Origin of the sequence: Chamaesiphon sp. VAR_69_metabat_338 (genome assembly GCF_031423935.1) — a bacterium.
Taxonomy (GTDB): domain Bacteria; phylum Cyanobacteriota; class Cyanobacteriia; order Cyanobacteriales; family Chamaesiphonaceae; genus Chamaesiphon.
The window spans coordinates 1-1,524 of sequence record NZ_JANPGM010000767.1; the positions used below are offsets into that span (position 1 = coordinate 1).

Annotated in this window: 1 protein-coding gene and 1 pseudogene; both read left to right on the forward strand. The window is 44.6% G+C overall.

Going from position 1 to position 1,524, the window contains the following annotated elements:
- On the forward strand, positions 1-448 hold a 448-nt coding region (locus RMO84_RS21200), incomplete at its 5' end, for a Uma2 family endonuclease (RefSeq protein WP_310490422.1).
- A 63-nt stretch (positions 449-511) separates the two neighbouring features.
- Positions 512-1,524 (forward strand): annotated as a pseudogene (locus RMO84_RS21205) (NTPase); the annotation flags it as partial.

Sequence of the window (1,524 nt, forward strand, 5' to 3'; positions counted from 1 at the left end):
TATTCGTCATCAAAGTGCCGCAGGTAAGATCCAAGTTCGGTTGCAAAATTGGTCAGAGGAAACTGGATTAGGTCTTAGCGTTCAGACTCCTGGCGTGATTTTTACGCCTACTGATGCCGTAATTCCCGATGTGGTATGGGCGAGTCAATCGCGTCTAGATCGCGGTATTGATGCAGCGGGACACTTTACCATCGCGCCAGAGTTAGTAGTAGAAATTCTCTCTTCTGGCGAACAAAACGAACAGCGAGATAAGAGCATCAAACTGAAGTTATATTCTCGTTATGGCGTGCATGAATATTGGATTGTCAATTGGCAATTACAAACCTTGGAAATCTATCGGCGCACCGATGCCCAATTGCAATTAGTCGCGACACTTTTAGCTGGCGATACGCTTACTTCACCGTTATTACCTGGCTTTAAAGCCGAGATCGATCGGATCTTTTCGTAAATGTTAAGTAGCTAAATGGGTATGATATCGAGAGTAGTTGCATAACGGTAGGACTTGGCTGCAATGGTGGACTGGTTAATTATTTGGGGAGCCGCGAAAGCAGCAGGATTCATAGTTAAGCCGATTCTAGAAGAGTTTGCCAAAGACACAGGGAAGGATTTCGCCAAGGATTTTTTCAAAGACGCGCTTAAGAAAGTCATTCATTTACCAGAACCAAATATTCTCAAAGAAGCTTATGGCAAGGCTCTCAAGGAATTTTTGCAATTAATGGAGCAAGAATTAGTCAACGTCCACTGTCGAGAAGAACAAATTAGGGAGTATATCGAGCCGCTGAAACAGTTTGTGAGGCGAGAGGATGTTGTGGCTGCTTTAGGAACAGCATTTGAACTAAATTGTAAATCGATCGATACCCGCATTCTCGATCGATCTTGGGCAGAAATAACTTCACCTTCACTACCAGAAGATTTTGATTGGGAGCTAGTCAGTAAACTCTATGTCAGAGCGATTAAGAAGATAATTAATGAGTCGGAAAAACTCCGATCGATCCATACCGCTCAAGCTCAGGTAGAGACGGCTTCAAGTGTTAAAGATTTAGTAGGAATTACCCCAGAATTTAATTTGCGGACTTATGCCGAGGGATTGCAGGAGCAATATGGCACTGTCAAACTAGATTCGCTCGATACAACGGGCGTATATTACAGCGATCTCAAACTGTGGAAAATATTCATCCCCCAAAATGTGCGCGAATGTCAGGAATTTTTGCCGCAGGTGTATGAATTGCCCAAAGAACATGGGCGGAGATTGCGCGACAAAGGGCAAGTGGATGGAGCAGAAATTACCGAAGCCGAATTAGAGCAGTATCATCGTGCCTATCGATCGCAAGTCAATCGATCGATCCTCGAAATTGTTGCTGGTAATTCACCCATCCAGAAGGTAGTAATTTTAGGCGATCCAGGTGCGGGCAAATCGTCGCTGTTGCAGTATTTAGCCTTGATTTGGGCAGAATTACCGATTCGGGATTTGGCGGTGCCACCGACGCCATTATTGATAGAATTGCGGACTTATGCCCGCGATCG